22 protein-coding genes are annotated in these 26,887 nt (G+C 72.6%); 15 read left to right on the top strand and 7 right to left on the bottom strand.

Annotation, left to right across the window (positions count from 1 at the left end):
- Positions 1 to 318 precede the first annotated feature (318 nt).
- The 5 genes from AB0G15_RS01445 to AB0G15_RS01425 all read left to right on the top strand — a co-directional run bounded on the left by AB0G15_RS01445 (position 319) and on the right by AB0G15_RS01425 (position 5,831).
- On the top strand, positions 319 to 1,836 hold the full coding sequence (locus AB0G15_RS01445; protein ID WP_362834412.1) for a glycoside hydrolase family 3 N-terminal domain-containing protein: 1,518 nt from the start codon (positions 319 to 321) through the stop codon (positions 1,834 to 1,836).
- 66 nt (positions 1,837 to 1,902) lie between these two features.
- Positions 1,903 to 2,604, top strand: coding sequence for a pentapeptide repeat-containing protein (locus tag AB0G15_RS01440; RefSeq protein ID WP_362834411.1), 702 nt, complete (start codon positions 1,903 to 1,905; stop codon positions 2,602 to 2,604).
- 105 nt (positions 2,605 to 2,709) lie between these two features.
- Entirely contained in the window at positions 2,710 to 3,612 is a 903-nt protein-coding gene (locus AB0G15_RS01435) for an SDR family oxidoreductase (protein WP_362834410.1), read from the top strand.
- A 263-nt stretch (positions 3,613 to 3,875) separates the two neighbouring features.
- Positions 3,876 to 4,889, top strand: coding sequence for a nitronate monooxygenase (locus tag AB0G15_RS01430; RefSeq protein ID WP_362834409.1), 1,014 nt, complete (start codon positions 3,876 to 3,878; stop codon positions 4,887 to 4,889).
- A gap of 108 nt (positions 4,890 to 4,997) precedes the next feature.
- Positions 4,998 to 5,831, top strand: a complete 834-nt coding sequence (locus AB0G15_RS01425) for a hypothetical protein (protein WP_362834408.1) — start codon at positions 4,998 to 5,000, stop codon at positions 5,829 to 5,831.
- A 105-nt stretch (positions 5,832 to 5,936) separates the two neighbouring features.
- Here the strand turns inward: AB0G15_RS01425 and AB0G15_RS01420 are convergent, their stop codons facing one another.
- Together AB0G15_RS01420 and AB0G15_RS01415 are read right to left on the bottom strand one after the other, a co-directional pair.
- Positions 5,937 to 8,468, bottom strand: coding sequence for a M14 family zinc carboxypeptidase (locus tag AB0G15_RS01420; protein WP_362834407.1), 2,532 nt, complete (start codon positions 8,466 to 8,468; stop codon positions 5,937 to 5,939).
- A gap of 196 nt (positions 8,469 to 8,664) precedes the next feature.
- Positions 8,665 to 9,426, bottom strand: coding sequence for an SDR family oxidoreductase (locus AB0G15_RS01415; protein WP_362677700.1), 762 nt, complete (start codon positions 9,424 to 9,426; stop codon positions 8,665 to 8,667).
- A gap of 239 nt (positions 9,427 to 9,665) precedes the next feature.
- Here AB0G15_RS01415 and AB0G15_RS01410 point away from each other — a divergent pair, with 239 nt between their 5' ends.
- The 5 genes from AB0G15_RS01410 (at position 9,666) to AB0G15_RS01390 (ending at position 15,771) form a co-directional block, all read left to right on the top strand.
- Entirely contained in the window at positions 9,666 to 11,570 is a 1,905-nt protein-coding gene (locus AB0G15_RS01410) for an ABC transporter substrate-binding protein (RefSeq protein ID WP_362834406.1), read from the top strand.
- A gap of 6 nt (positions 11,571 to 11,576) precedes the next feature.
- A complete protein-coding gene (locus tag AB0G15_RS01405) occupies positions 11,577 to 12,626 on the top strand; it encodes an ABC transporter permease (protein ID WP_362834405.1) in 1,050 nt (349 codons plus the stop codon).
- Between the two features lie 110 nt (positions 12,627 to 12,736).
- Positions 12,737 to 13,666, top strand: coding sequence for an ABC transporter permease (locus AB0G15_RS01400; protein ID WP_362834475.1), 930 nt, complete (start codon positions 12,737 to 12,739; stop codon positions 13,664 to 13,666).
- 99 nt (positions 13,667 to 13,765) lie between these two features.
- A complete protein-coding gene (locus AB0G15_RS01395) occupies positions 13,766 to 14,779 on the top strand; it encodes an ABC transporter ATP-binding protein (RefSeq protein ID WP_362834404.1) in 1,014 nt (337 codons plus the stop codon).
- Positions 14,776 to 15,771: an ABC transporter ATP-binding protein gene (locus tag AB0G15_RS01390; protein ID WP_362834403.1), complete on the top strand. Its 996-nt coding sequence runs from the start codon at positions 14,776 to 14,778 to the stop codon at positions 15,769 to 15,771. Before AB0G15_RS01395 ends, AB0G15_RS01390 begins: the two co-directional genes overlap by 4 nt.
- 69 nt (positions 15,772 to 15,840) lie before the next feature.
- On the opposite strand, the gene AB0G15_RS01385 is transcribed toward AB0G15_RS01390, so the two are convergent.
- On the bottom strand, positions 15,841 to 17,139 hold the full coding sequence (locus AB0G15_RS01385; RefSeq protein ID WP_362834402.1) for a DUF2252 domain-containing protein: 1,299 nt from the start codon (positions 17,137 to 17,139) through the stop codon (positions 15,841 to 15,843).
- Positions 17,140 to 17,208: 69 nt separating this feature from the next.
- Here AB0G15_RS01385 and AB0G15_RS01380 point away from each other — a divergent pair, with 69 nt between their 5' ends.
- Positions 17,209 to 17,493, top strand: a complete 285-nt coding sequence (locus tag AB0G15_RS01380) for a hypothetical protein (protein WP_362834401.1) — start codon at positions 17,209 to 17,211, stop codon at positions 17,491 to 17,493.
- Complete coding sequence (locus tag AB0G15_RS01375; protein ID WP_362834474.1) at positions 17,478 to 17,552, top strand: hypothetical protein; 75 nt, start codon at positions 17,478 to 17,480, stop codon at positions 17,550 to 17,552. The genes AB0G15_RS01380 and AB0G15_RS01375 overlap by 16 nt, the downstream gene beginning before the upstream one ends.
- Positions 17,553 to 17,633: 81 nt before the next feature.
- On the opposite strand, the gene AB0G15_RS01370 is transcribed toward AB0G15_RS01375, so the two are convergent.
- Positions 17,634 to 18,671, bottom strand: a complete 1,038-nt coding sequence (locus AB0G15_RS01370) for a 1-aminocyclopropane-1-carboxylate deaminase (protein WP_362834400.1) — start codon at positions 18,669 to 18,671, stop codon at positions 17,634 to 17,636.
- Positions 18,672 to 18,673: 2 nt separating this feature from the next.
- Positions 18,674 to 19,324, bottom strand: a complete 651-nt coding sequence (locus AB0G15_RS01365) for a GntR family transcriptional regulator (RefSeq protein ID WP_362834399.1) — start codon at positions 19,322 to 19,324, stop codon at positions 18,674 to 18,676.
- 125 nt (positions 19,325 to 19,449) lie between these two features.
- Here AB0G15_RS01365 and AB0G15_RS01360 point away from each other — a divergent pair, with 125 nt between their 5' ends.
- From AB0G15_RS01360 to AB0G15_RS01350, 3 genes are all read left to right on the top strand, one after another.
- A complete protein-coding gene (locus AB0G15_RS01360; RefSeq protein WP_362834398.1) occupies positions 19,450 to 20,193 on the top strand; it encodes an alpha/beta hydrolase in 744 nt (247 codons plus the stop codon).
- Between the two features lie 32 nt (positions 20,194 to 20,225).
- Positions 20,226 to 21,035, top strand: coding sequence for an alpha/beta hydrolase (locus AB0G15_RS01355; protein ID WP_362834397.1), 810 nt, complete (start codon positions 20,226 to 20,228; stop codon positions 21,033 to 21,035).
- A 355-nt stretch (positions 21,036 to 21,390) separates the two neighbouring features.
- Positions 21,391 to 22,182, top strand: coding sequence for an MBL fold metallo-hydrolase (locus AB0G15_RS01350; protein WP_362834396.1), 792 nt, complete (start codon positions 21,391 to 21,393; stop codon positions 22,180 to 22,182).
- 89 nt (positions 22,183 to 22,271) lie between these two features.
- Here AB0G15_RS01350 and AB0G15_RS01345 read toward each other — a convergent pair whose 3' ends face one another.
- Both AB0G15_RS01345 and AB0G15_RS01340 read right to left on the bottom strand, forming a co-directional pair.
- Complete coding sequence (locus AB0G15_RS01345; RefSeq protein ID WP_362834395.1) at positions 22,272 to 23,474, bottom strand: FAD-dependent monooxygenase; 1,203 nt, start codon at positions 23,472 to 23,474, stop codon at positions 22,272 to 22,274.
- A gap of 179 nt (positions 23,475 to 23,653) precedes the next feature.
- On the bottom strand, positions 23,654 to 26,857 hold the full coding sequence (locus tag AB0G15_RS01340) for a BTAD domain-containing putative transcriptional regulator (protein WP_362834394.1): 3,204 nt from the start codon (positions 26,855 to 26,857) through the stop codon (positions 23,654 to 23,656).
- Positions 26,858 to 26,887 lie beyond the last annotated feature (30 nt).

Here is a 26,887-nt window from a genome sequence, read left to right as displayed (position 1 = left end):
CGCCGGCCCTGACCGAACGCCCGCCGCGTCCGCCGCGGGACGGTCCGCCGCGTCCGCCGCGGGACGGTGGCGGGTCCCGCCGCACGCGGGCGGCTCTCGTTCCCGGCTCCGTACCAGCGGGCCTCGAACCCGTCCATCGTCCCGATCTGCAAAATCATGAGCCGAAGGCCTATGGTCAGCCCACTAGCAATTAGGAAACTTTCCTATTAGATTTGCGCAAAGCCGCTGTGGGAGCGCTTTCCCCAGGGGTCCGGTACAACGTGGTGTCTGCGCGTCTTCGGCAGGAACGCCGACCGGCCGTCAGGCGAGGAGGGGTGAATGAAGCGCGGCCCAGAGCTGCTCCGCCTGGCGGAGACGGTCGTCTTTCCCGGCTTCGAGGGCAAGTCCCCGCCCGACTGGCTCCGGCGCCGGCTCGGCGAGGGGCTGGCCGGGGTGGTGCTGTTCTCCAGGAACATCGCCACCCCCTCCCAGGTGGCCGATCTCACGGCCGCGCTGCGGGAGGAGAACCCCCAGGTCCTGGTCGGCATCGACGAGGAGTCGGGCGAGGTCACCCGCCTGGAGGCCGCGGGCGGGAGCACCCGGCCCGGCAGCTTCGCCCTCGGCGTGGTCGACGACACCGGCCTCACCGAGGAGCTCGCCGCCGACCTCGGCCGCGACCTGGCCCGGGCGGGCGTCAACCTCAACTTCGCCCCCTCTGCCGACGTGAACTCCAATCCCGACAACCCGGTGATCGGCCTGCGCTCCTTCGGCGCGGACCCCGACCTCGTCGCCCGGCACACCGCCGCCTGGATCCGGGGCATGCAGTCGGCGGGGGTGGCCGCCTGCGCCAAGCACTTCCCCGGCCACGGCGACACCTCGGTCGACTCCCACCACGGCGTGCCTCTCGTCCCCGCTCCCCTCGGAGAACTGCACGACGTGGCGCTGCGGCCCTTTCGCGCGGCCGTCGAGCAGGGGGTGCGCACGGTCATGACCGGGCATCTGCTCGTCTCCGCCCTGGACCCCGCGATGCCCGCCACCCTCAGCCGCCCGGTCCTGCACGACCTGCTCAGGGTCGAGCTCGGCTTCGAGGGCGTCATCGTCACCGACGGCATCGAGATGGCCGCCGTCTCCGGCCCGTACGGCATCGGCGGGGCCTCGGTCCTCGCCGTCGCCGCGGGCGCCGACGCGATCTGCGTGGGAGGCGAGCACGCGGGGGAGGAGACCGCGATCGGCATCCGCGACGCGATCGTGGACGCCGTGATCGAGGGCAGGCTCTCCGAGGAGCGGCTCGCCGACGCCTCCCGGCGCGTCTGCGAGCTCGCCCTCTGGACCACGACCGCCCGCCGGAGCGTGCATCCGGGCCTCCCCGGCGGTCCGGGCACCCCGTCGATCGGCCTGGCCGCCGCCCGGCGGGCGCTGCGGACCACCCGCCGCTCCTCGGCCGCGGTGTTCCCCCTGCCCGCCCCGCCGCACGTCGTCGAGCTCGCCCCCGAGATGAACCTCGCCATCGAGAAGGACACCCCGTGGGGTGTCGGCGAGCCGCTCGGCAAGCTCCTGCCCGGCACCACGGTCACCCGGCTGGCCGCCGCCACGGCCACCGGAGGCGCCATCGAGGCCGTGCTCGCCGCGGCGGCCGAGCGCCCCCTGGTCATCGTCGTCCGCGACGCGCACCGCCACCCCTGGCAGGCCGACGCGCTCCGGCACCTGCTGGCCGCCCGCGCCGACGCCGTCGTGGTCGAGATGGGACTGCCGGGCCGCTCCGACCTCGGTGCCGTCCACGTCGCCACCCACGGGGCCTCCCGCGTCTGCGGCCAGGCCGCCGCCGAGCTCCTCGCCGGGGACACGGGCACCGCCTGACCGGGCGGGTCCCGCCCGGAGTACGGCGGCCGGGATTCTGTCGGGGCGGGCTGCTTGAATCGCGGGATGGATGCGGCACAGTTGCTGGCGGGCCAGCGGGAGATCCACGGGGTCGATCTGGCGGGGCTCTCGCTCGGCGATCATCTGACCGGTGACGGGCCCTACGTGTTCAGGGAGTGCGATCTCACCGGCGCCGACCTCGCCGGGGCGTCGCTGGTGGAGGCCTCGTTCGAGAAGTGCGTGCTGGAGGGGGCCGACTTCCGCCGCGCGGACCTGGACGGGGCGCGTTTCTCCGGCGGCGGGGGAGCGGGGCTCAGGTTCGCGAACGCCGAGCTCGTCGACGCGACCTTCACCGACGTCGACCTGTCGGGCGCGCGCTTCGAGCTGGCCCTGCTCACCGACGTCACCTTCACCGGCTGCCGCATGATCGGCGCGGTGCTGTCCGCCTGCCGGGGCACCGGCTACCGGTTCGACGGGTCCAACCTGGCGCTGGCCGACCTCACCGGCTGCTCGTTGCGGGACCTCCATCTGCGGGGCGTCCGCTTCGACGACGCCAACCTGTCGGGCTGCGACTTCACCAAGACCGTGTTCGAGGACTGCCGCATGATCGGCGCCCGGATCGTCGAGACGGTCTTCACCAAGGCGGACCTGCGCGGCGCCGACCTGGGTGAGGTCGACGACACCCGGCTGCGGTCGCTGCGCGGAGCGGTCGTCAGCCCCACCCAGGCCGCCCTGATCCTCGCCGCCCGCGGGCTCACCGTGAACTGACGACTCCGGCCCTCACGGCTTCGCCGTACGGGTTGAAGATCGCATCTAGACATGAAAGGTGAACAGCCGGGAAACTCTGCATGATCGCGGCGAAAGGGGCCTGGCATGGGCGGAATCTGTGACGGGCGTGTGGTGATCGTGACCGGCGGCGGGCGCGGCATCGGCAGGGAGCACGCCCTGGAGTTCGCCAGGCAGGGGGCCAGGGTCGTGGTCAACGACCTCGGCACCGGCCGCGAGGGCGACGGGCGATCCGCGGGCCCGGCCCTGGAGGTGGTCGAGGAGATCCGCGACCTGGGCGGCCGGGCCGTGGCCAGCAGTGACGACGTCACCGAGTGGGGTGGCGCGGCCCGCCTGGTCAAGACGGCGCTGAGCGCCTTCGGGCGGCTGGACGTCCTGGTCAACAACGCCGGGTTCGTCCGTGACCGGATGCTGGTCTCGATGACCGAGCAGGATTGGGACGACGTGGTCCGGGTCCATCTCAAGGGCCACTTCCTGCCGCTGCGGCACGCGGGCGCCCACTGGCGGGAGCGGTCGGAGGCGGGCGACCCGGTGGACGCCAGGGTGATCAACACCTCCTCAGGGGCGGGGCTGTTCGGCGGCGTCGGCCAGGGCAACCACTCCGCGGCCACGGCGGGCGTCGTGGCGCTCAGCCAGGTCGCCGCGGCGGAACTCGGCCGCTACGGCGTCACGGTGAACGCGATCGTCCCGACCGCCCGCACCCGGATGACCGAAGGGGCCCTCACCACGGCGGCCGGGCCCGCGGACGGCTTCGACGCCGCGCACCCGGCCAACGTCGCGCCGCTGGTGGCCTGGCTCGGCTCGGCCGGATCCCGGCACGTCACCGGCAGGGTCTTCGAGGTCGAGGGCGGGAGCGTCTCCCTCGCCGACGGCTGGCGGCACGGTCCCCGTGCCGACCGGGGCGCCCGCTGGGACCCCGCCGACATCGGCGACGCCGTCGCCAAGCTCCTCGTCGAGGCCCCGGACCCGGAACCGGTCCGCGGGGCTTAGGCCCTGTTCGGGATCCGGATCGCGAGGTCGTGATCCGGTCCCGGCCGGACCGCCCCGCCCGCCACGCCGGCCACCCGGCGGAGCATGCCGGACGCCTGACCTGGGGCTGCCCGGGGACTCGCTTGTGGGGTGGCGCAGGGCGGTGGCATAGGCTTTCAGAGCTGATGGAGATCGCCGGTGGTGTAGCCGTCCGGCCCCGTTCGCCGTCGTGGCGGTTGTGGCGGTTACGGCAATGCCTCAAGGGCGTTGGGGGAGGAGAAGCCATGTCCGATCCGGTGTCGTGGCCGTCCAGGTTGCCGGTCATGCAGGCTCCCATGGCCGGCGGGGCTTCCACGCCCGGACTGGTCGCGGCCGTGTCCGAGGCCGGTGGCCTGGGGTTCCTCGCGGCCGGCTACAAGACGGCCGAGCAGATGCGCCAGGAGATCAAGCAGACGCGTGAGCTCACGTCCCGCCCGTTCGGGATGAACGTGTTCATGCCCACGGCCGATGACGCCGACCAGGACGAGATCGACGCCTACGCGCGGGTCATCGAGGGGGAGGCGCAGCGGCTGGGCGCCACCCTGGGAGTCCCGCGCGGGGGCGATGACGACTTCACGGCAAAGGTCGAAGATCTGCTGGCGGATCCGCCCGCGGTGGTGAGTTTCACGTTCGGCTGCCCGGAGGACGAGCTGATCCAGGCGTTCCGCCGCAAGGGGAGCACCGTGGTGGTCACGGTGACCTCGGAGGCCGAGGCACGGCTGGCCTCGGCGGCCGACATGCTGTGCGTCCAGGGGGAGGAGGCCGGTGGACACCGCGGGTCGTTCGCCAACGCGGACGCCGAGGCGATGAGCCTGGAGCACCTGCTGTCCCGGGTACGGGAGGTGTCACGGCTGCCCCTCGTCGCGGCCGGAGGCGTGGCCTCGGCCGCCGACGTCTCCCGGGTCCTGTCCGCGGGGGCGGTCGCGGCCGCGGCGGGCACCGCTTTCCTGCTCTGTCCCGAGAGCGGCACCGGCGCGGTCCACCGCGCGGCGCTGGCCGACCCTCGCTTCACGGGCACCGCCGTCACCAGGGCCTTCACCGGGCGCCCGGCGCGCGGCCTGGTCAACCGGTTCATGACGGAGTACTCCGGCCGGGCGCCCGCGGCCTATCCACAGCTCCACCACCTGACGACGCCGCTGCGCCGCGCCGCGGCGGCCGGCGGGGACGCCGAGACGCTGCACCTGTGGGCCGGGACCTCCTGGAACCGGGCACGGAACGCGCCGGCGGCGGACATCGTCGCGGACCTGTCCGCGATCTGAGAACGGCCTGCGAGGTCTCCGCCGACGGGCGGCATCCGGTCCATGGCCCGGCATACGCCTCTGGGTAAGGTGCCTTCTACTGATTTGGTGCTGACGTAGGAGATTTCCGTGGGTGTTTCCGTGGCGTACGTGACCTTCGCCGACCCGGACGGGGGCGACGACGAGAAGGAGGTCGCCGTCGCGGCGTGGGCCGAGGAGGGGATCGCCGGGCGGATCGTGCGGTGGGACGATCCCGAGGTCGACTGGGCCGCGTTCGACGCCGTCGTGGTCCGCACGCCCTGGGACTACGTGGAGCGGCGGGCGGAGTTCCTCGCGTGGGCCCACCGGACGGAGTCGGTCACGCGGCTGCTCAATCCGGCGGCCGTGCTGGAGCGCAACACCGACAAGACCTACCTGCGGGAGCTGGGCGTGCCGTCCATCCCGACCTACTGGGCCGGGCCGGGGGAGGTCGTGGACTTTCCCGTCCTGGACGAGTACGTGGTCAAGCCCTCGGTCTCGGCGGGAGCCCGCGACACGATCAGGACCGGTGACCGGAAGGAGGCCGAGGCCCACGCGGCCCGGCTGGCCGCTGGGGGGCGGACCGCGATGATCCAGCCGTACCTGGAGATGGTCGAGACCGAGGGGGAGACCTCGCTGCTGTACTTCGGCGGCCGGTTCAGTCACGCCGTCCGGCGCAACGCGATGCTGGTGGAGAGCGCGAGCAGGCCGGGACAGGGGAACGACCACGGGGCGCTCCGCGTCCCCGAGCCCGACCAGCTCGCGCTGGCCGAGCGGGTGCTCGGAGAGTTCCCCGAGGTGCTCTACGCCCGGGTGGACCTGGTCCGCCTGGCCGACGGGAGTCCGGCTCTGATCGAGGCCGAGCTCACCGAGCCGTACCTGTTCCTGCGGTACGCGCCCGGCGCCGCCGCCAGCCTGGCCCGCGCCTTGGCCGAGGCGCTCTGAGCCGTCCCGCATGAGGAACCGTCCCGCACGAAACGCGACGGCCACGAAACGCGACGGCGCGCGTCCCGGGGAAGAGGACGCGCGCCGCACCGCTGACGAGAAGTGTTACTGCGGCATCACCACCGCGAGCGGGGAGACCCCGGCGGTGCGCAGGGCGCCGGGGAGCTTCCTGGCCCAGGGGTGTTCGTGCAGGTCGAGTTCCTCGGGGTTGGCGATCGTGAACCGGACGGCCCCGCCGGTGGCGGGCTGCTCGGTCCAGGTGGCGCCGAAGCCCTTCAGCGCCGCGGCGACCTTGTCGCGGTCGGACGCGGGGACCGTGACGCGGATCGGCGACCCGAGGTCCGGGATGGCCGCGGCGGCCCGCGAGGCCTCGGGAGCGGGGGCGAGCGCCCGCGCCCGCGCGGAGGCGGACGGCAGGTCGGCGGTGATCGCGTTGGACACGATCTTCGCCGTGCCGTCGGTGAAGGCGCGGAAGTTCGGCTCGGCGGCGAACAGCACCGCGTGACCGTCACCCACCGGCTCGTCGACCGCGGCCGCCGTCCCGCCGAGCTCCTCGGCGCCCAGCGCGAAACCGGACTGGAACCAGTCGGGCGAGTTCGCGGCCGGGTAGGAGGACACCACGTGTGCGGGGTCGGCGGCGCGCATGACCAGGTCGTACGCGTAGAACTGCATGACGCTCGGCCCGACGTCCTCACTCAGCGGGCCGGCGGCCACGGTGGTCCTGAAGAGCGTGCCGGGGATGTCCGAGGTCGGCTCGGACAGCGTCACGCCGGAGATGCCGGCCAGGACGGCCAGCTGGGTGCCGCCCGCCCAGCCGACGTACCGCCCGCCGCCGCCGACCCAGTCGCGCAGCGCCGCGCGCCCGGCGTCGCCGAGGGTGGTGTTGGCCGCGTTGGCCGAGCCGTCCGGCACGAGCACCACGTCCAGCCCGGTCAGCTTGCCCGCGGCGACGTCGGCCGGGGTGAGCACCGTGTAGGGCAGCTTCCAGTCGCGGTCGAGGCGGTGCCGGAGCCAGCCGGAGGACTCGGCGGCGTTCTGCGCCGTGCCGCCGGACAACTGCAGGACCCCGATCCTGCGGGAGGTGGTCACCTTGGCCGGCGGGGCGTCCACCGGCCGGACCGGCGTCGCGAGGGGCAGCAGCACCTGGCCGGAGGACCCGCCCGAGACGTTGCCGAGCAGCGGCAGGCTCCACGCGGTCACGTCGTAGAAGTACGGGAACGGCGTGTAGGTGTCCTCGTTCAGCATGGCCTGGACCCAGTGCTTCTGGCCCTGGGCCATCGGGATCCAGTAGGTGCCCCTGGGCAGGGTGGTCCTCGCCTCGGGCCTGCCGTACGCCTTGAAGTCCTTGACCGTCAGCGGCAGGGTGAGCTTGAACACCTGGACGTCCATGCGCTGGAGCCGCCGCACGATCAGCTCGGTCTCCGCCTTCTTGGCCGGGTCGTCGGCGCGCAGGAAGTAGTGGCGCACCTTGCGGTCGGGAACCTGGGTGATGACCTCGTTGCCCGGGTTGTAGACCTGGTTCGGCTCCAGCTTGCCGTCGAGGCCCTGCTTGAGCGCGTCGGCGTACATGCGGTGCCAGGTGGTGAGGATCTCGGTCTTCTTGGCCGCCGCCGCGGAGAGCGAGACCCACTGGGTCAGCCACTGCTCGAAGGCGCGGGCGGCGATCGGGGAGGCGTTCCCCTTCTCGAACGTCATGCCCGCCGCGTTGAACCCGGTCGTCGGGACCGTGTCGCCGTAGCCCATGTAGAACATGTCGTAGACGTCGCGGTTGAAGAACGGGATGCCGCGCCGGGTGAACTCGTCGATCATCGCGGCGCCGTAGGTGTTGTTGATCCAGTCGATCGTCGGCTCGGCGATGTCGTGGTAGAACGGGTCGGCGTTCGGCGGGAAGAAGTACTCGGTGCCGCCCATCTCGTGGGCGTCGATGAAGAGCTGCGGCGGATACTTGCGCATCAGCTCGATCTTGCCGTCGGTCTCCGGCTGGGTCCGCGCGAACCAGTCGCGGTTCATGTCGAACGAGTAGGCGTTGCGCCGGGTGTCGGCCTCGCGGCCGTCGGGGTTCTGCGTCGGCAGGATCACCACGACGGCGTTGTCCAGGATGCGCTTCGCCGCGCAGTCGTCCCGTCCGGCCAGGTCGTGCAGGGTCCTCAGCGCCGCGTCGGTGCCGCTCTCCTCGCCGCCGTGCACGTTTCCGGCGATCCACAGGATCGCGGGCGTGTTCCTGGCGAGGACCTTCGCCGCGGAGGCGGGGGTGAGGGGGTTGCGCAGCAGCTTGATCGAGGTCTCGATCGCGCGCAGGTTCCTGATGTTGTGCGAGGTGCCGACGATCGCGTACTTCAGCGGGCGTCCCTCGGCGCTCGTGGCCAGCGTGCCGGAGACGACCCGGTCGCTGGCCTTGTCGATCGCGGTGAGCAGGGTGTCGGACTCGGCCGAGGTGACCTCTCGCTCGCCGAGCTCGAAGCCGAGAACGCTCTTCGGCGTCGGCACCTTGCCGTTGTACGCGGGGGGAGTCTGGGTAGCGTCACAGGTGGTCACGGAGGGTGCGGCCGGAGTGGGTTCCGCCTGGGCGGCTCCGGCGGGGAGGGCGATGGCGACGGCCAGTACGGCCGGTGCCATCACCTTGAAACGCTTCAGCATGAGGTAAAGCTGTCATCTGAAAGAAATGACGGCAAGGGGGGAAATTTTACGCTTGTGTTACGGGTGGCGCTTTTGAGGCTTTTGTTCTATAAGGAGGTAATGAGAGCTTTGCAGACGAAAAGTCCTCTTCCGCCGGAGCGTCTCCCGGGCCGTCCGAGCCCCCTCCCGCCGACGGGCCTCCCCGTCGCCGGGGCGCCTACGCGTGGCCGGAGATGCCGCCGTCGACCGGGATCACGGCCCCGGTGAGGTAGGCGCCGGCGCGCGAGGACAGGAAGATCGCGGTGCCCGCCATGTCCTCGGGGCTGCCGATCCTGCCCATCGGGACGTGGGAGGCGACCGCCGCGCGCATCTCCGGGTCGTCGAGCGCGAAGGCCATCATCTTCGACTCGAACGGCCCCGGGGCGATCGCGTTGACGGTGATCGACTCCCTGGCGAGCCGCTGGGACAGGTGCCGGGTGAGCATGTGCACGGCCGCCTTGGCCGCCGAGTAGGCGTAGTTCTCCATCGTCGGCACCCGGAGGCCGTCCACCGAGCCGATGTTGATCACCCTGGCCGGGTCCTCCGGGCTCGCGGCGGCGCGCAGCAGCGGCAGGAACCGCTGGGTCAGGTAGAACACGCCCTTGACGTTGATCCCCCAGAGCTTGTCGAAGGCCTGCTCGGGATACTCCTCCAGCGGCGCGCCCCAGGTCGCCCCGGCGTTGTTCACCAGCACGTCGAGCCGGGACTCGCGCTCCGCCACGGCCTCGAACAGCGCGGACACCCCGTCCTCGGTGGACAGGTCGGCGGGTATCGCGGTGCACCCCAGCTCGGCGGCCGTCTTGCCGACCTCGGCCGCCTTCCGCGAGGAGATGTAAACCGTGGCCCCCGCGTCGACGAACCCGGCCGCGATCATCCGGCCGATTCCCCGGGACCCGCCCGTGACGACGACGGTCTTGCCTTCCACCGAGAACAGAGTCATGTTCTGTAGCATGCCGCACCCCCGGCGACCCCGTCCATACCAACCGGTCGGTGCCGCGCGCCGGGCATCCTTTTTCTTGCTCGTAATCCCTTTCGTGGCGTTTTGTACCGGAAGACTTGAAAAATAATGTCGCCAAATAAAACGAGAGTGAAACAATCTTCCACCCCTCGTTGACACGCGCCGTTCGTATGGTGTGCCTTCGTTGTCAGGGAGTCACCGATCCGGAAGTGGGGTACGGCATGCTCAGAACGGGTGCGCGCCTGGCGGTGCTGGGCCTGGGACTGTCGATGGCGCTGTCGGCGACGACACTTCCCGTGGCGCACGCGTCACCTCCGGGACGTTCCGCGCCCCCCGCGCCTTCCGGGGCCCTCGCGCTCGAGGGGTCTCCCGCCCGGCACGTCCCGGCCGCGCGGGCGCCCCAGCCGGCGAAGAAGATCGTCCGGCTGGGCGCGATACAGAGCATGGACTCGATGAACCCGTTCCTGGCGGTCCGGCTGATCTCGACGTCGATCCACCGCTGGACGTACGGCTATCTCACGGTGTCCGACTCGAAGACCCTGAAGCCCGGCCCCGACCTCGCCGAATCGTGGAAGACGTCACCGGACAAGCTGACCTGGACCTTCACGATCCGATCCGGGGCGACCTGGTCGGACGGCCGGCCGGTCACCGCCGGGGACGCCGCGTGGACCTTCAACAAGATCATGACGGACGACGCGGCCAAGACGGCGAACGGCCCCGCCGTCGAGAACTTCGACACCGTGACGGCGCCCGACGACCGGACCCTCGTCATCAGGACCAAGAAGCCGCAGGCCTCGATGCTGGAATTGCCGATCCCGATCGTGCCCAAGCACGTGTGGGAGGGCGTGCCCGACATCGGCACCTTCGAGAACGAGACCTACCCCGCCGTCGGCAGCGGGCCCTACATCCCCGTCGAGCACAGCAAGAACAACTACGTGAAGCTCAAGGCCAACCCGTCGTACTGGCGCGGCGCACCCAAGATCGACGAGCTGCACGTCATCTTCTACGAGAACCCCGAGGCGGCCGTCGCCGGGCTGAGGAAGGGCGACATCGACTGGATCGGGCGGCTGGCGCCCCCGCAGTTCCAGGCCCTGGCGGGTGACACCAACCTCGTGCAGTGGAACACCCAGGGCCGCCGCGCCGGCTACCTGCAGCTCAACCCGGGCGCCGAGACGGCGGGCGGCGAGCCGATCGGCGACGGGCACCCCGCGCTGAAGGACGCCAGGGTGCGCAGGGCGATCCATCACGCGATCGACAAGAAGACCCTCGTCGCGCAGGTGCAGAACGGGCTCGCCGTCCCGGCCGACGGCTCGATCATCCCGCCGATGTACCAGGAGTTCTTCTGGAGGGCCGCGGGCGACAAGGCCGTCACCTTCGACCAGGCCGAGGCCAACCGCATCCTCGACGAGGCCGGGTACGCCAAGGGCGCCGACGGGATCCGGACCATGCCCGGCGGAGGCCGCAAGCTGGAGATGCGCTTCAGCATCCACACCGAGGACCCCGTCGAGGACAAGCTCGCCCAGTTCGTCACCGGCTGGCTCAAGGACATCGGCATCCAGATCACCACCCGCAAGCTCGACGCCAACAAGTTCACCGAGGAGACGGGCGGCACCGCCCTCTACGACATCGCGATCAGCGGCTGGTCGGTCAACCCGGACCCCGAGGAGATCCTGGCCACCCACCTGTGCAGCCGCCGGCCCACCGCGAGCGGCGAGGGAGGCGGGACCGAGTCGTTCTTCTGCGACGAGGAGTTCGAGAGGCTCTACCAGGCGCAGCTGGCCGAACTCGACCGGGCCGCGCGCGTCGGCCTGATCAAGCAGATGCAGGAGCGGCTCTACACCGAGGCCCCCGTCATCGCGCTCTACTACCCCAACAACCTGGAGGTCTACCGCAAGGACCGGATCGCCTCCATCACCCCGATCCCGGAGGACAAGGGCATCCTGTACGGCGGGAGCGGCTACTGGCCCGTCTACTCCCTGCGGGCGGTGGAGCGCGCGGCCCCGGCCGGCGACGACTCCGCGGGGGGCGTCGTCCTGGCCGTCGCGGCGGGTGCGGCCGTGCTCGCCGGAGCCGGGATCCTCCTCTTCACCCGGCGGCGCCGCGCCACCGCCGACGACCGCGAGTAGCGGCCGATGAGCACACCACCGGGCGAGCTGACGAAGACGTCGCCAAAGGACGGTCACGAGGAGGGCGGTGCCCGCCGGAGCGTGGCGCGCTACGCGCTGGTCAAGCTCGGCGGGGCGCTGCTCGGCATCGGGCTGGTGATCGTCGCGACGTTCTTCCTGTTCCGCCTGATCCCCGGCGACCCCACCATCGCCTACACCCGCGACGTGCCGGTCACCCCGGAGCAGCTCGCCCTGCTCAGGCGGCAGATGGGCCTGGACCGGCCGCTGGGCGAGCAGTTCCTGGACTTCGTGCTGCGGACCCTGCGGCTGGACCTCGGCACCTCGTACGAGTACCGCAGGCCGGTCGCCGAGCTCATCGGCGACCGGGTGGGCCCCACGCTGCTGCTGGTGGGCACCGGGCTGGCCGTCGCGGTCGGCCTGGGCATGTGGCAGGGCACCAGGGCCGCCTGGCACCACGGCGGCCGGTTCGACCGCTTCTCCACGGGGACCGCGCTGACCCTGTGGTCGGTGCCGACCTTCTGGCTGGGGCTGCTGCTGCTCATGGTCCTCGCGGCGGGGATGGGGCCGATCCCCGGCATGTTCCCCACCCGGGGCATGCAGGACGTCGACGCGCCGGACGGGCCGCTCTACCTCCTGCACGTCGCCCACCACCTGGTGCTGCCGTGCCTCACCCTGGTCGCCGTCGTCTACGCGCAGTACCTGCTGGTCATGCGCTCCTCGCTGCTCGACGAGATCGGCCAGGACTACGTGACCACCGCCCGCGCCAAGGGCCTGCGCGACGACGACGTCCGGCGCCGCCACGCGGTGCCGAACGCGCTGCTGCCGACGGTGACCCTGGTCTTCATGCAGATCGGCTTCGTGGTCGGCGGCGCGGTCTCGGTGGAGTTCGTCTACTCCTGGCCCGGCCTCGGCCTGCTGTTCGTCGAGGCGATCAAGGGACCCGACTACGCGGTCATGCAGGGGACCTTCATGCTCGTCTGTGTCGCGGTGATCGTCATGAACACGCTGGCCGACGTGGTCTACCACGTCCTGGATCCGAGGGTGAGGTCGGCGTGAGCACGAGGGAGGAGGACACGAGGCAGGAAGGTCCGGGGGAGAGGGAGGCGACCGGCGGTGCGACCGGAACCCCGAACGCGACCGGCGGTGCGACCGGAACCCCGAGCGTGATCGGCGGTGCGGCCGGAACCCCGAGCGCGGCCGGTGGCGCCGGGTCGCCGCGCGCGATCGCCAGGACGCGCCGTCGCGCCGCGCTCGTGCGGTTCTGCCGCGCGTACGCCCGGAACAGGGCCGGGCTGTACGGTGCGGCCATCCTGCTGGTCGCCGTCCTGGCGGCCCTCGTCACGCCGCTGGTCACCGACCCGTCCGGGATGGACGTGACCAGGGCGACGGGCGCCAAGATGGCGCCGCCGAGCGTGGACTTCCCGCTCGGCACCGACGAGTCCGGCCGCTCGGTCCTGCTCATGCTCCTGTGGGGCTCGCGGGTCTCGCTGCTCATCGGGTTCATGTCGGCGCTGCTCAGCATGGTGATCGGTACGGTCTTCGGCATCGCGGCCGGGCACTTCCGCGGCTGGGCCTCGGCCGTGCTGATGCGCGTCACCGACTGGTTCCTGGTGCTGCCCGCCCTGGTCCTGGCCCTGGTCCTCGCGGCCGTCCTCGGCGGCGGCGCGTCCACGATCATCCTGGCGATCGGGGTGACCTCCTGGGCCTCCACGGCGAGGCTGATCCGGGCCCAGACGCTGGCGGTCGAGGCCAGGCCCTACATCGAGAGGTCCAGGGCGCTGGGCGCGGGACACTGGCACGTCATGACCCGGCACGTGCTGCCGAACGTCGCCCCGCTGGTCCTGGCCAACACCACCCTCACGGTGGCCAGCGCCATCGTCACCGAGTCCACCCTCGCCTTCCTGGGCGCCGACTCGGGCCAGGTGTCGTGGGGCGGCATGCTGCGCGGCTCCTACGACTGGGGGGCGGCCACCTCGGGCGCCTGGTGGTACGTGCTGCCGCCCGGCCTGTGCATCGTCCTGGTCGTCCTGGCGTTCACCCTCTGCGGGCGCGCCCTGGAGACCGTACTCAACCCACGCCTTCGGGGGGTCTCGTGACCGTACTCGATCCACACCCGAGGGAGGACTCGTGACCGTACTCGGCCCGCGGCCTCCGGGGACCCCCGCCGTGTCCGGCCCGAGCCTTCGGGAGGCCTCGTGACCCTGCTCGAACTGCGTGACGTGGCGGTGACCTACCGGAGCGCGACCGGGGACGTCCCCGCCGTGCGGGGCGTCTCGCTCGCCCTGGCGGAGGGCGAGGCCCTCGGCGTGGCGGGGGAGTCGGGGTCGGGCAAGTCGACGCTGGCCATGTCGCTGCTGCGGCTGCTGCCCAGGGACGCGCTGGTGTCCGGGGAGATCCTGCTGGACGGCGAGGACGTCCTCACGATGAGCTGGGGGCGGCTGCGCGCGGTCCGGTGGGCCTCGGCCTCCCTGGTCTTCCAGGGCGCCCAGCACGCCCTGAACCCGGTGCGCAGGATCGGCGAGCAGATCGCCGAGCCGCTGCGGGTGCACGGCATGGCGACCGGCGCGGCGGCGCGGCGCAGGACGGCGGAGCTGCTGGAGCAGGTCGGCCTGCCCGCCTGGCGGGCGCGCGGCTACCCGCACGAGCTGTCCGGCGGGCAGCGCCAGCGCGTGATGATCGCGATGGCGCTCGCCTGCTCCCCGCGCCTGATCGTCGCCGACGAGCCGACGACCGCGCTGGACGTGATGATCCAGGCGCAGGTGCTCTCGCTGATCCGCTCGCTCATCGCCGAGCACGGGATCGGCCTGATCATGATCTCTCACGACCTGTCGGTCCTGGCCGCGACGTGCGACCGGCTGGCGGTCATGTACGCGGGCCGCGTGGTCGAGTCCGGTCCCTCTCGCGAGGTCTTCCGGGACGCCAGGCACCCCTACGGCAGGGCGCTGGCCGGGGCCTTCCCCACCGTCGGCGACCCCGCCTCCAGGATGGCGCCCAGCGGGCTGGGCGGCGACCCGCCCGACCCGGCCCACCTGCCCACGGGGTGCTCCTTCCATCCCCGCTGCCCGGTGTCGCTCGTCTCGTGCGCGTCGGAGCCGGTCGAGCTCTGGCCGGTGAGCCGTACCGGAGCGGACCGCACGGAAACGGGCCGCGCCGGGGCGTCGCACACCGCCGCGTGCGTCCACGTCCGCGTCCCCGAGGAGACCCGATGACCCTGCTCGAAGCGCGGGACCTGCGGGTGGAGTTCGTCTCGCGAGGGCGCCGCGCCCGCGCGGTGGACGGGGTGAACCTCGTCGTGGACCAGGGAGAGATCGTCGCGCTGGTCGGCGAGTCCGGCTGCGGCAAGACGACGCTGGCCCGCACCCTGCTCGGCCTGGAGCGGCCCGCCGCGGGGTCGGTCCTGTACGGCGGGGTCCCGCTGGCCTACTCCTCGCGCGCGCTGCGGGCCCACCGGCGCGAGGTGCAGCTCGTGCTCCAGGACCCCACGGGATCGCTCAACCCCCGGCACACCGTCTACGAGGCGGTGGCCGAGGGGCCGCGCATCCACCGCCTGCCCGCGGAGGAGGAACGGGTCGCGTCGGCGCTGTCGCGCGCCGGGCTGCGGCCCCCCGAACGGTTCTTCAACCGCTACCCGCACGAGCTGTCCGGCGGCCAGCGCCAGCGCGTCGTCATCGCCGGGGCCCTCGCGCTCGACCCGCGGGTGCTGGTCGCCGACGAGCCGGTGGCCTCGCTGGACGCGTCGGTGCGCGGCGAGATCCTCGCGCTGCTGCTCCGCCTCCGCGACGAGCTGGGCCTGTCGGCGCTGGTCGTCACCCACGACCTCGGGCTGGCCTGGAACATCGCCGACCGCGTCGCGGTGATGTATCTCGGCAGGATCGTCGAGTCGGGACCGGTGGAGCGGATCCTCACCGCGCCGTCGCACCCGTACACCCAGGCGCTGCTGTCGGTCCTGCCGGAGTCGCCGTCGCCCGTGGTGCTGGGCGGCGAGCCGCCGGACCCGACCCGGATCCCGCGGGGCTGCCGCTTCCACCCGCGCTGCCAGGTCCTGGCCTCGGGCGCGGCGGCCGGGACGGGGGTCGACGGGCTGTGCGTGTCACGGCCGCTGCCCGTCCTGCCGTCCTCGGCCGCCGCCCAGGTCGCCTGCCACCACGCCGAGGCTCTCTCGGCCTCCGCCCGGGGCGAGGTCGAGGCGGAGCGGCGGTGAGCGCCGGGACGGGCACGGACGGCGTGCCCGCGCCGGGGAGGTGTCCCGCGGAGGCCGGGGCGGCCGGAGTCAGAGGCCGGGCAGGCGGCCGTTCCTGAACAGGTCGACGAAGAGCCCGTGGTCGGTCCTGGCCCGTGCCCCGTAGGCGTGGGCGAAGTCGACGAGAGTGCGGGTGAAGCCCTCGGTGTCGCCGCCGATCACGGCCACGATCGCGTCCTCGGTGGAGAAGTCGACCAGGTCGTGGCTGGACTCGTCGTCGGCCACCGAGTGCATCCTGGCCACGGCCCGGCCCAGGTCGCGGACGACCGAGGCCAGCTCGTCCGGCTCGTTGACGTCGCCCCAGTTCAGATCGGCGGAGTAGGGGGAGACCTCGGCGACCAGCTGGCCGACGCCGTTCAGCGTGGTGTGGCCGAGCCACGGGTCGGCGTACGCCTGCAGGGCCCGCTGCGACTCGGCGGTGCGGTGGCCCTGGTGCTTGAAGTAGCCGTGCACCTTCTCGTCGGTGATGTGCCGCGCCACGGCCGGCACCTGGGCCTGCTTCATGTAGAGGATGACGTCGTTCTCCAGGGCCTGGGTGTGGCCCTCGAGGAGCATGTTGTACGAGGGCAGCCCGGCCGAGCCGATCCCGATGCCGGTGCGCAGCGCGAAGTCCTTGATCTTGTGCTCGATCCCGGAGACCGTGGGAAGGGTCGTCAGGTAGTCGCGGAAGGCCACCTCCACCGCCTCGCGGGTCTCCTGGTCCACCGGATGGCGGCCGTCCATGACGGCGAACCTGCGGTCGAAGTTCTCGACGGTCGTCTCCAGGTCCAGCAGCGCCACCCGGGTGTTCAGCCGGGCGAGCTGCAGCACCCGGTGGAGCACGCCGCTCGTGGTGTCGAGGGTCAGCGAGCCGATCGCGTCGTCCCCGCCGTCCGAGATGCCGTGCAGTTCGGAGAGATAGGAGTGGGCGAACTCGGTCACCAGCTCGCCGATGACGTCGTCCGACAGCGCCTTGGCGTACCCGATGAGCGCGACGCTGGCCCCGAACCGCCGCAGGTCCCAGATGTACGGGCCGACGTAGGCCTCGTCGAAGTCGTTGACGTTGAACACCAGGACGCCCGAGGCGTTCATGTAGGTGCCGAAGTTCTCGGCGTGCAGGTCACCGTGGATCCAGACGCGCCGCGTCTGCTCGTCCAGGAAGGCGTCGTCGGCGAACGCGCCGGTCATGTCCGCGTAGAACAGGCAGGCGCTGCCCCGGTAGAAGGCGAAGGGCGAGGCGGCCATCTTCCGGAACTTGCGCCGGAAGGCCGCGGGGTCACGCTTGATGGAATCACCGAACTCGGTGATCAGGACGTCGAGAATGTGCGCCGAGCGCCCATCGGTGGTCATGGTGGGCAGGTTAGGTCGCGGGACCGGGAATCCGCCAGATCCACGGCATCACGGATGTGGAACGTACCAATGAGCCTGTTCAGTCCCGCTCCCGGTTCGGGGGGCGGCATGGCGTCGCGGAAGGACGGAAAGGCGTCGACAACCGCGCCGGCCGATCATAGGCTCGACGGCGGGGACCCGGGACCGCGGGAGGCGGAGGGGGCCGGGGCGGTCAACGCCAAGGCCGCCTTCCTGACCATCCGCCACGCCGCCAGGCACATGCGCGACGGCGGCCGTATCGTCGACATCTCCACCCTCCGCTCGCCCGCCTCGGCGAGCCCTCGGACATCGCGGACGTCGTGGCCTTCCTCGTAGGTCCCGACGGGCGCCGGCTCACCGGCCAGAACCTCCAGGCGAACGGGGGCCCCAGCTGAGGCGCCCCCGGCGGCCGGCGGTCCTCGCCGGCCACGGCGCGGGCGGTTCCGGAGAGGTCGGGCCGTGAGCCGTGACCGGCGTCAGGTCAGCCTCCGGGTGCCGGTGAACAGGCCGCTGTAGGCGTTCAGCGCCGGCTGGCCGCCCAGGTGCGCGTACAGGACGGTGGCGTCGCGGGGGATCTCCCCGCCGGTGACGAGGTCGATCAGACCGGCCATCGACTTGCCCTCGTAGACCGGGTCGATGATCATTCCCTCGAGCTCGCCGGTGAGCCGGATAGCGTCCAGGGTCGACCGCACCGGGATCCCGTACAGGTCGCCGGCCCACCCGTCCAGGATCGTGATCTCGTCGTCCCGCAGGGGCCGGCCGACGCCGATGAGCTCGGCCGTGGCCCTCGCGATCCGGGCGACCTGCTCGCGGGTCTCCTCGAGCTTCGCGCTCGCGTCGATCCCGATCACCCGGCGCGGCCGGCCGCCGGCCTCCTCGAGCGCGGCGAAGCCGGCGATCATGCCGGCCTGCGTCGAGCCGGTGACCGCGCAGACCACGACGGTGTCGAAGAAGACGCCCAGCTCGCGCTCCTGCTCCGCCACCTCGTACGCCCAGTTCGCGAACCCGAGCCCGCCGAGCCGGTGGTCGGAGGCGCCCGCCGGGATCGGGTACGGCGTGCCGCCGCGCTCCCTCACGTCCTCGATCGCCCGGTTCCACGAGTCCTTGAAGCCGATGCCGAAGCCGGCCGGGTCGAGCCTGACCTCGGCGCCCATGATCCGGCTCAGCATGATGTTGCCGACCCGGTCGTTGACGGAGTCGGGCCAGTCGACCCAGTTCTCCTGCACCAGCACCGCCCTCAGCCCCAGCGACGCGGCGACGGCGGCGACCTGGCGGGTGTGGTTGGACTGGTACCCGCCGATCGACACCAGCGTGTCCGCGCCCTGGGCGAGCGCGTCCGGGACGATGTACTCGAGCTTGCGGGTCTTGTTCCCGCCGTACGCGAGCCCTGAGTTGCAGTCCTCGCGCTTGGCCCAGACCGACGCCCCGCCGAGGTGCCGGGTGAGTCGCGGCAGCGGGTGGACGGGACTCGGTCCGAAGGTCAGCGGGTGGCGGGGGAAGTCGGACAGGGTCATGCTCACTCCTCGGTGGCCGGCAGGGTGCGCCAGGTGTCGAAGGCGACCGCCGCCGCCTGGTCCGCGTCTCCGGCGGCACACAGCCGGATCAGGTTGTCGTGCCGGGCGAGGGACGCGCGCCCGCCCAGCGACGAGAAGCGCAGCCGCTCGGCGCGGCGCAGCACCGGCGTGAACTGGTCGAGGACCGAGGTGAGGGCCCGGTTGGAGGCCACTCGCACGGGGATGCCGTGCAGCTCGTCGTCGGCGCGCAGGGCCGCCTCGACGTCGCCCTGCTCGATCGCCGCGCGGAACCGGTCGTTGGCCTGGCGCATCGTGTCGAGGTCGGCCTCGGTGAGGGCGCCCACCGCTTCACGGACGGCGAGTTCGTGCATCGCCGCCACCACGTCGCGGGCCTCGCGGACGTCGCGCAGGTTCAGCGAGCTCACCGTCGTGGAGCGTCCCGGCTGGGCCACGACCAGCCCGGCCTCCGCGAGACGCAGCAGCGCCTCGCGGACCGGGGTGCGGCTGACCCCGAGCCAGGCCGCCAGCTCGACGTCGCGTAGCTGCTCGCCGGGCGCGAGGCTGCCGTCGACGATGGCGTCGCGCAGGCGCTGGTAGACGTTGTCGCGCAGCAGGTGCCGGTCGATGGCGGGGGTGTTCTGCGGGATGGGCATGCAATATATTGCACACACCGAGCGGGAAACTTCAACCGGGCCGCCGCGTTGACAGTGTTAGCAATATATTGCATATTTCATTCCGGAACGGCAGCCGCCGCTCTCCGTACCGAAGGGAAACCCCGATGAGCACCACGTCCCGCGAGCCCGTCGCGGCAGGAACCCCCACCGTCGTCCTGGTCCACGGCGCCTTCGCCGAGTCCGCGAGCTGGAACGGCGTGGTGGCCGACCTCAGACGCCGCGGCTACCCGGTCATCGCCGTCGCCAACCCGCTGCGCGGGCTGCGGGAGGACGCCGGGTACCTGCGCAGCGTGCTCGACAGCCTGACCGGTCCGATCGTGATCGCCGGCCACTCGTACGGCGGATCGGTGATGAGCGAGGCCGCCGACGGTGCCGCCGGCGTCGTCGCGCTCGTCTACATCGCCAGCTTCACCCTCGAGGTCGGCGAGAGCACCGGCGACCTGGCGGCCAGGTTCCCCGGCGGCGAGCTCGGCCCCGCCCTCCACCCGGTGCCGTACCCGGTGGCCGGGGGCACGGGGACCGACCTGTACATCCGGCAGGACAGCTTCCGCGCGGTGTTCGCCGCCGACGTCGCCCCGGAGACGGCCGAGCTGATGGCGGCCACGCAGCGGCCCATCGAGGCGACCGCGCTGGCGGACAAGGCGACCGGGGCGGCCTGGAAGACCATCCCGTCCTGGACCATGGTCACCACCCAGGACCTGGCCATCCCCGCCGAATCCATGCGCTTCATGGCCAGGAGGGCGGGGTCGACGACCGTCGAGATCGACGCCTCCCACGCCGTCACCGTCTCCCGCCCGGACGCCGTCGCCGAGCTCATCGACGCCGCGGCCCGCGCCACCACCCGCTGATCACACCTCCGCGGAACGGAAGGAAAGTCCCCATGAATCTCAGGACGAACCTCAAGCGCGCGGCCGCCGCCTCCGGTGTGCTCGCCGCCGCGCTCCTCTCCAGTGGTGCCGCCACCGCCGACGCGGGTTCGATCAAGCCCACGGTCGTGCTGGTCCACGGGGCCTTCGCCGACTCCTCCAGCTGGAACGGGGTGATCGCCGACCTCAGGCGCAAGGGCTACCCGGTCATCGCCCCGGCCAACCCGCTCCGCGGCCTGCGCCACGACGCGCAGTACCTCCGCAGCGTCCTGGACAGCGTGAACGGCCCGATCGTCCTCGCCGGCCATTCGTACGGAGGCACCGTGCTGAGCGAGGCCGCCACCGGTGACCGCGACGTGAAGGCCCTCGTCTACATCGCGAGCTTCCAGCCCGAGGTCGGCGAGAGCACCGCAGAGCTGGCTGCCAGGTTCCCCGGCGGCGAGCTCGGCGACGCCCTCAAAACCGTCCCGTTCCCCGCCGCGGACGGTGGCACGGCGGACGACCTCTACATCCGGCAGGACGAGTTCCGCGCGGTGTTCGCCGCCGACGTGCCGCGCCGGACCACCGACCTGATGGCCGTCACCCAGCGCCCCATCGCCGCCGGGGCCCTTGAGGACAAGGCCACCAAGACCGCGTGGAAGACCATCAAATCCTGGAGCATGGTCACCAGGCAGGACCTGGCCATCCCCGCCGAATCCATGCGCTTCATGTCCAAGCGGGCGAAGTCCACGATCGTCGAGATCGACGCCTCCCACGCCGTCACCGTCTCCGAACCCGGCGCGGTGGCCGATCTCATCCACAAGGCCGCCCGCGCCACCACCTGACGCCGCACGGTTTTGAGCGGTTCGCGCTGGTAGGGCGATCCGCGTGACCGATGGCACGGTCGCGGCCGGGATCGACGCGGTCGGGGGGCCTGACGGGCCTGAACGCGTGGGAAGCGGTCATGAATCCGCCGCGGCACCTCTCGGGGGGCTCGCGGCGGATCCGGCCCTGTCCGCTTCGCCGGCGGATCCTCCCGGCCCGTGCTTTTGACCGACTCCGGCCGTGCCCTTCGGCTTACGTGGAGGGCGACCTGGCAGAGTGGATCTGGTTACGGGCGGGCCCGGTCGGACGGCCTTCGCGGAGCTTTTCGGAACCCGGGCACGCCGCACCACCCTCTATCCGCAAGGGACTTCCCACATGTCTGCCACCAGCCCCGCCGGCGAGCGGTTCTCCGTTCGCGTCTTCGGAGGGCCGACCGCCCTCTTCGAGTACGGCGGCCTGCGCTTCCTCGTCGACCCGACCTTCGACGCCCCCGGCGACTACCAGACGCCGGGTGGCCCGCTCCTGGTCAAGACCGCCCCCTCCACCGCCACCCCCGCCGAGCTGGGCCGTATCGACGTGGTCCTGCTCTCCCACGACGAGCACCCCGACAACCTCGACATCTCCGGCCGGACCCTGCTCGCCGACGTCCCCCTCACCCTCACCACCCCCGACGGCGGGCGGCGCCTGGGAAACGGAGCCAGGGGCCTGTCCGACTGGGAGCCGGTCGAGCTGGACCGCCCCGGCGGCGGCACCGTCACCGTCACCGGCGTTCCCGCCCTCCACGGCCCCGGACCGCGCGAGGAGGTCGAGGCGATCCTCGGCCAGGTGGTCGGCTTCGTCCTGACCGGCGAAGGAATGCCCACCGTCTACGTCAGCGGCGACAACGCCTCCCTCGGCCTGGTCGAGGAGATCGCCGCACGCTTCGGCCCCGTGGACACCGCCGTCCTCTTCGCCGGGGCTCCCCGCTTCCCCGTCCTCTTCGACGGCGAACCGATCGTCCTGGACAGCGCGCAGGCCGCCGAGGCCGCCAGGATCCTCGGCGCCCGCCGGGTGGTCCCCGTCCACTACGACAGCTGGGCCCACTTCACCGAGGGCCGCGACGAGCTGGTCGCCGCCTTCACCGCCGCCGGCCTGGCCGACCGCCTGGACCTCGGCGACCGGGACTGACCGGCCCGTCCCGCGCCCCCGGGCGCGCGTCTCGTTCAAGGTTCGCCGGCGAACGAGGGCGTTCGCCGGTGGCGTGAGGTTCGGCCGGGTCAACGCTCGTAGTCCTTCAGGGTGATGGCGTTCGCCGTCCGCCGGATGCTCCTGGCGATCAGTCCCTTCCACGGCACGTAGGGCAGGAGCCTGTAGTTCTGGTTGACGAACCAGGCCATGAACCGGCTCTCGGGAACCATCCACCTGCCCACCCCGTCGCCCGACTTCTGGCATCCCGCCGCGTACGCGCGCATGGCCTCCTCGTAGCCGGCGAGGCCCGCGCGGTGGTCGCCACCCGCGGCGGCCAGCTCTCCGGCGAGGACGTAGGCGCCGACCACGGCCAGGCCGGTGCCCATGCCCGACAGCGGCGAGGCGCAGCAGGCGGCGTCCCCGAGCAGCGTGACCCGGCCGGCCGACCAGCTGTCCATGTGGATTTGGCTGATCGAGTCGAAGTAGAAGTCCTGGGCGTCCCACATCGCGTCCAGCAGCCGGGGGGCCTCCCAGCCGACGCCGGCGAACGCCTCGGCGAGGAGCTTCTTCTGCTGCCCGGTGTCGCGGCGGTCGTAGCTCAGCGGCGGGGAGCCGAAGTAGAACGCCGCCTTCGCCTCGGTGTTCCCCCGGGCGCTGTACATGCCGACGAGCTTGCCGGGGGTGTTGTAGAGCTGCCCGGTGTGGTCGAGCCCGAGGTGGTTGGCGGTGGTGAAGATCGCGCAGTACAGGCCCATCTCCTTCACGAACCGCGACTCCGGCCCGAACGCGAGCGCCCGGACGTTGGAGTGCAGCCCGTCGGCCCCGACGACCAGGTCGAACCGGCGCGGCTCACCACGCTCGAAGGTGACCCGCACGCCCTCGGCGTCCTCGGTGAGGGAGGTGACGGAGTCGTCGAAAACGTACTCGACGTGGTGGCGGGTGTGCTCGTACAGGATGCGCGCCAGGTCGCCGCGCAGGATCTCCAGGTCGCCGCTGAAGACGTCGGCGGGCATGCTGGAGATCTTCCTGCCCGCGCCGTTGACGTACGCCATCGCGCCCATGTTCGTCCGCTCGCGCCGGATGTCGTCCAGGATCCCCATCCGGGCGAGCACGGTGAGGTGCGCCTCGCCGCGGAAGTCGACCGCGTAGCCGCCGTCGCGGACGCCGGGCGCCCGTTCCACGATCGTGGGGGTGAAGCCGTGGCGGTGCAGCCAGTAGGCCAGCGCCGGACCGGCGACGCCGGCCCCCGAGATCAGGATGTCCTTGTTCTTGAGCCGCGGTGTGGTGTTCATGGGGCGAGCCTGTCCGGAGGCGCTCACCGCCCGATCACCGCGAGCTCACCGCTTTCACCGGAGGCCCACCGTGAGCGGTGAGCGGTGATCCGCGCACCCGCGCACCCGCGCACCCGCGCACCCGCGCACCAGTGCACCTGCGTACCCGTGCACCCGTGCACCTGCGCGTCGCAGGCCGGTCAGCCGGGCAGGACCGGCCCGGGGCCGGCGAGGCCGTTGACCGGTGAGTTCCGGAGGGAGGTCTCGGAGACACCGGCCAGGCGCAGCGCGTCCACCCCGGACAGCCGCGCCCCCTCGCGCCGGGCGGCCTCGTACGGCGTCTCGCCCAGCGCGGCCCGCGCGGCGGCGGCCGTACGGGACACGTCGGGGTCGTCCTCGCCGGCGGCTCCCCGCAGGGCGACGGCCGCGCCGAGCAGCAGGGCGGCGCCGGGGGCGTCCCCTTCGAGCAGGGCGATTCCCGCGAGGGCCTCGATCGGGCGGGCACCCTCGGTGATCGCCCCCGTCTCGGCCGCAACCTCGGCGGCCCGCCGGTACAGGGCGCGGGCCTCGCCGAGATCGCCGGAGGTCTCGGCGATCCTGCCGAGCCCGAAGAGCGCGCTCGTCCGGTTGCCCGCGCTCCGCACCCAGTGCGTCTCGAACCGGTCGAGCGCCTGCTCGTACAGCAGGCGGGCCCCGGCCAGGTCGCCCTCCAGCCGCGCGATGTCGCCGAGGCCGCGCAGCGCCGCGGCCAGGTAGGTGGGGCTGCCCGCGTGGCGGGCGATCTCGGCGGCCCGCTCGTAGTCGGCGCGCGCCCGCCGGAGGCCGGTACCCGCCGAGTCCTTTCCGGCCCGGGTGGCCTGGACGCGGTAGTCGCCCCGGTTGCACAGCAGGTCGGGGATGTCCTCGCGGGCGCCGAGCCGCTCGGTAAGGGCGAGGGCCTCGTCGGTCAGGACGATCGCCTTCCCGGGATCGCCGCGCAGGGCCGCGAGACCGGCCAGCGCGTCCAGGGCGAGCGAGGTCCCCCATCGGTCGCCCTGCGAGCGGAAGGCGTCGGCGGCCGAGGTGAACTCGTCCTCGGCCCGCGCCGGCTCCCCGGCCGCGAGCTGCGGGTATCCCCACAGCAGGTGGACGACGGCCCTCTCCCAGGGGTCGTCCCCCGCCCGTCCGCGGTCGATCACCGCGAGGGCCACCCGCGAATCCTCCTCGCCGGAGTTGATCATCGGCCAGAGGAAGGTGACGATCGGGTGGCGGTGCGGCCTGCCGGGGTCGACGACGACCGCCTCGGCCGTCGCCCGGTGGCGCTTCCACGCCTCCCGGCCGCTGTCACCGGCCGCCGCCGCCAGGGCGCAGAGCACGTACCCGTCCCCGAGTCCCGGGGGCGGGCTGTCACCGATCATGTCCAGGAGCGCGACCGCCGGTGCCGTCGCCAGGGTCCGCATGCCGCGCATCCAGAAATACGGTGACAAGCAGGCGAACAGTGCGAGGGCGAGCTCGATCTCCTCCGCCTCGACGGCCCAGCGCAGCGCCGCCTGGAGGTTGGCGTGCTCCGCGACGAGGATCTCCAGCCACCGGAGCTGTTCGGCACGCCGCAGGTGGGGGTCCGCCTCCCGCGCCAGCTCCAGGAAGTGGTCCGCGTGCGCGCGCCGCAGGGCCTCGACCTCCCCGGCCGCCTCCAGCTGCTCGGCGCAGTAGGCGTGAATCGTGTCGAGCATCCGGTAGCGCCCGCCGCCCACCTCCACCAGGGACTTGTCGGCCAGGGAGTCCAGCACGTCCTCGGCGTCGGGCACCCCGCAGACCCGCGCCGCGGCCTCGGCGGTCGCGCCGCCGGAGAAGACCGTCAGGCGCCTGGCCATCACCTGCTCGGCTCCGGACAGCAGGTCCCAGCTCCACGCCACGACCGCGCGCAGCGTCCGGTGCCTGGCGTCTGCCGTGCGGCTGCCCCTCGACAGGAGGCGGAACCGGTCGTCCAGGCGGGCGGCGAGCTCGGGAAGCTCGTACGTGCGGGCCCTGGCGGCCGCGAGCTCGATGGCGAGCGGCAGGCCGTCGAGGTCGTGGCAGATCCGCCGCACGATCTCCGCTCCTGCCTCGTCCAGCGCGAAACCGGGGCGCACGGCCGAGGCCCGGTCGGCGAAGAGCCGCGCGGCGGGGGACGGGCCGAGCGGCCGGACCGGCCACAGGTTCTCGCCGGTGATGCCGAGCGGCTCCCGGCTCGTCGCCAGGACGCGCAGCTCCGGGCATCCGGCGAGCAGCCGCGCGACCAGGTTCGAGGCCGCCTCGACGACGTGTTCGCAGTTGTCGAGGACGAGCAGCAGCGGCCGCTCGGCCAGCGCCGCGACCAGCCGGGAGACGGGCTCCGTCTCCTCGGGCACGGTGAGCAGCCCGCTCTCGCGGAGACCGAGCGCGCCGAGCAGGGTCTGCGGCAGCTGCCGCCCGTCGCGCAGCGCCGCGAGTTCGACGAAGCAGACGTCCGGCAGCCCGCTCGCGACCTCGATCGACAACCTGGTCTTGCCCGCCCCGCCGGGGCCGAGCAGGGTGACCAGGCGCGCCGTTCCGAGCAGCCGGGTGACCTCGGCCAGGTCCTCGGCGCGGCCCACGAAGCTGGTCAGCTGCGCCGGCGGCGCGGGCGGTTCGTACGGCCGCTCGCCCCTGAGTAGTTCCCGGTGGACGGCCGCCAGCTCGGCCGAGGGATCCGCGCCGAGCTCGTCGGCGAGCAGCCGCCGCGTCTCCTCGAACGCGAGCAGGGCCTCCGCCTGCCTGCCGCCCGCGTGCAGGGCGCGCATGAGCAGGCTCCTGAGCCTTTCCCGCAGCGGGTGCCCGGCGATCAGCTCCTGCAGCTCGGGCACCACGGCCCGGTGCTCGCCCCGCCGGAGGTCGGCCTCGATCCGGTCCTCCATGGCGCCGAGCCTGCGCTCCTCCAGCCGCAGCACCAGGGCCTGTACGGAGGGGGCGTCCGCGGCGTCGGCGAGCGCGGGCCCCCGCCACAGGTCCAGGGCCTCCCGCAGCAGCGCGGCCGCCCCCGCCGGGTCTCCGCCGAGCAGTGCCCGGCGTCCCTCGTCGGACAACCGCTCGAAGCGGCGGGCGTCGAGGTCGGCGGGATCGATCGCGAGCCGGTAGCCCGAGGGGACGGCCTCGATCTCGGCCTCGCGCCCCAGGACCTGGCGGAGCCGGGACACCTGTGACTGCAGCGCGTGCGCCGCCCCTCCCGGCGGCCTCGAGCCGTAGAGGTCGTCGAGCAGGAGGTCGGCCGTCACCACCTCGCCGGCGCGGGCGAGCAGCAGGCCCAGGAGCGCCCGCCGGGCCGGCCCGCCGACGCGTACCTCGCCGCCGGTGTTATTGCCGGCGTCACCGGCGTCGGCGGCGCCGTCGTGCCACGCCCGCGTGGTGCCCAGGATCCCGAACCGCATGAGGTTAATTGTCTTCCCTCGGCGGTCTCA

The organism is Streptosporangium sp. NPDC023825 (assembly GCF_040639575.1).
In the GTDB taxonomy this organism is placed as follows: domain Bacteria; phylum Actinomycetota; class Actinomycetes; order Streptosporangiales; family Streptosporangiaceae; genus Streptosporangium.
Note: the sequence above shows the minus strand (reverse complement) of the source record. Positions and strands in the feature narration are given on the sequence as shown.

Bases quoted from the DNA above. Each gene is read 5' to 3' on its own strand.
- AB0G15_RS01370 (WP_362834400.1), bottom strand. From the start codon at position 18,671: ATGACCCTGTCCGACTTCCCCCGCCACCCGCTGACCTTCGGACCGAGT.
- AB0G15_RS01380 (WP_362834401.1), top strand. From the start codon at position 17,209: ATGAGCCTGTTCAGTCCCGCTCCCGGTTCGGGGGGCGGCATGGCGTCG.
- AB0G15_RS01430 (WP_362834409.1), top strand. From the start codon at position 3,876: ATGTCCGATCCGGTGTCGTGGCCGTCCAGGTTGCCGGTCATGCAGGCT.
- AB0G15_RS01365 (WP_362834399.1), bottom strand. From the start codon at position 19,324: ATGCCCATCCCGCAGAACACCCCCGCCATCGACCGGCACCTGCTGCGC.
- AB0G15_RS01440 (WP_362834411.1), top strand. From the start codon at position 1,903: ATGGATGCGGCACAGTTGCTGGCGGGCCAGCGGGAGATCCACGGGGTC.
- AB0G15_RS01345 (WP_362834395.1), bottom strand. From the start codon at position 23,474: ATGAACACCACACCGCGGCTCAAGAACAAGGACATCCTGATCTCGGGG.
- AB0G15_RS01420 (WP_362834407.1), bottom strand. From the start codon at position 8,468: ATGCTGAAGCGTTTCAAGGTGATGGCACCGGCCGTACTGGCCGTCGCC.
- AB0G15_RS01360 (WP_362834398.1), top strand. From the start codon at position 19,450: ATGAGCACCACGTCCCGCGAGCCCGTCGCGGCAGGAACCCCCACCGTC.
- AB0G15_RS01435 (WP_362834410.1), top strand. From the start codon at position 2,710: ATGGGCGGAATCTGTGACGGGCGTGTGGTGATCGTGACCGGCGGCGGG.
- AB0G15_RS01415 (WP_362677700.1), bottom strand. From the start codon at position 9,426: ATGACTCTGTTCTCGGTGGAAGGCAAGACCGTCGTCGTCACGGGCGGG.
- AB0G15_RS01350 (WP_362834396.1), top strand. From the start codon at position 21,391: ATGTCTGCCACCAGCCCCGCCGGCGAGCGGTTCTCCGTTCGCGTCTTC.
- AB0G15_RS01410 (WP_362834406.1), top strand. From the start codon at position 9,666: ATGCTCAGAACGGGTGCGCGCCTGGCGGTGCTGGGCCTGGGACTGTCG.
- AB0G15_RS01390 (WP_362834403.1), top strand. From the start codon at position 14,776: ATGACCCTGCTCGAAGCGCGGGACCTGCGGGTGGAGTTCGTCTCGCGA.
- AB0G15_RS01340 (WP_362834394.1), bottom strand. From the start codon at position 26,857: ATGCGGTTCGGGATCCTGGGCACCACGCGGGCGTGGCACGACGGCGCC.
- AB0G15_RS01385 (WP_362834402.1), bottom strand. From the start codon at position 17,139: ATGACCACCGATGGGCGCTCGGCGCACATTCTCGACGTCCTGATCACC.
- AB0G15_RS01355 (WP_362834397.1), top strand. From the start codon at position 20,226: ATGAATCTCAGGACGAACCTCAAGCGCGCGGCCGCCGCCTCCGGTGTG.
- AB0G15_RS01445 (WP_362834412.1), top strand. From the start codon at position 319: ATGAAGCGCGGCCCAGAGCTGCTCCGCCTGGCGGAGACGGTCGTCTTT.
- AB0G15_RS01405 (WP_362834405.1), top strand. From the start codon at position 11,577: ATGAGCACACCACCGGGCGAGCTGACGAAGACGTCGCCAAAGGACGGT.